Source organism: Nocardia sp. NPDC004604, assembly GCF_040609795.1.
In the GTDB taxonomy this organism is placed as follows: Bacteria; Actinomycetota; Actinomycetes; order Mycobacteriales; family Mycobacteriaceae; genus Nocardia.
The window spans coordinates 1-1,349 of sequence record NZ_JBEXLC010000336.1 but is presented as its reverse complement, the minus strand read 5'-3'; the positions used below and the strand labels follow the sequence as shown (position 1 = coordinate 1,349).

Here is a 1,349-nt window from a genome sequence, read left to right as displayed (position 1 = left end):
AAGACGTGTGCTCTTCCTAACTACAAACCAAGACGCCCGAACAACCCCCCTCGCCCGAACGACCCTCCTCACGACCCCCCTCGCCCGAACAACCCCCCTCGCCCGAACGACCCTCCTCACGACCCCCCTCGCCCGAACAACCCTCCTCACGACCCCCCTCGCCCGAACAACCCCCCTCGCCCGAACAACCCCCCTCACGACCCCGCTCGCCCGAACAACCCCCCTCGCCCGAACGACCCTCCTCACGACCCCGCTCGTCCGAACAACCCTCCTCACGACCCCGCTCGTCCGAACGACCCCCCTCGCCCGAACAACCCTCCTCACGACCCCCCTCGCCCGAACACCCCCGCCGCTCCGGAGGGACAACGACCGAACCCAGCGAGCCAACTAGACCCGCAGCCCACACCACGACACCCAGGCGACCCCCGAAACCGACCCGACAGAAGCGCGCCCCCAGCGAGCCAACTAGACCCGCACGAACCACCCGCGCACCAAGCAGAACGCCGGCCACCAGACGAACCACGCCGGGAACCAGCCGCGGTGCCGGAGCCCGAGCTGGTGCCCTCAACGAATACCCCCGATCCGGGGAAGGGCGAGCCGATAGGACCGCCAGTGGCCACCGATATCGGTGCGAAGGGCGGGCCGGAGCCTCGGCCGATGGAGTGGCCCTACACCAACCCTCCCGATATGTGCACGGTTCCGCCCGGGACCCCGCTTGATCTGAACTCCCTCTATCCCTTTTTGAAGTACCTCTGGGTGGTCGACGCCGAGGGGAACTTCAAGTTCGCACCGGAGCTGCAGGACACCTCCGACTTCATGAAGCCGCTGCCGCCGGAGCGACAGTTCTTAATCAAGCACGGTGACCTTCAGCCTGGCGAGGGAGGCACCGCACGTGGTCCAGCGCGAGCGGGGGGCGTTCTGTATAACGTTCGCAATGGTGGCACGCCCAGCGACATCTGGTGCATCAACAACAACTCGAGCTACACCTTCCGCCGAGTTGACGAGAACGGGCAGCCACTTCCGTGGGCGCCCGTCGAAAGTCTCGAGGCCGTCCGCCAACATCTAATCGACGGCGGCACCCCTGGAGAAAAGCTCACGACGAACGATTACCTGGCCGACAAGCGGCTGAACCGAGGTATGCCATGACCAACAAGCCCACTGATCTCGGCAGAGCCGCCCAAGCACTTCTCGACACCAGCTCACACGCCTATGCCGAGCTCGATCCATCCGAGATCAGAGAGGGCATCATCGGCCTGGTCGCCGCCCAGGAATCCGCTTACCTCGAGTACGACATGCTCGAAATCGATCTCGCGCTGATACGGGCACTCCTTCTCGAAACCGCCGACGTC

At 65.3% G+C, this 1,349-nt stretch carries 3 protein-coding genes; 2 read left to right on the top strand and 1 reads right to left on the bottom strand.

The window, feature by feature from the left end; translation table 11 throughout:
* Positions 1-324 (bottom strand): hypothetical protein (locus tag ABZW16_RS43955; protein WP_354962100.1); only part of this gene is annotated, 324 nt, incomplete at its 3' end.
* Between the two features lie 288 nt (positions 325-612).
* Here ABZW16_RS43955 and ABZW16_RS43950 point away from each other — a divergent pair.
* Positions 613-1,146 carry a hypothetical protein gene (locus ABZW16_RS43950; RefSeq protein WP_354962099.1) on the top strand — a complete coding sequence of 178 codons (534 nt, stop codon included), beginning with the start codon at positions 613-615 and terminating at the stop codon, positions 1,144-1,146.
* On the top strand, positions 1,143-1,349 hold a 207-nt coding region (locus ABZW16_RS43945), incomplete at its 3' end, for a hypothetical protein (protein WP_354962098.1). The genes ABZW16_RS43950 and ABZW16_RS43945, both read left to right, overlap by 4 nt.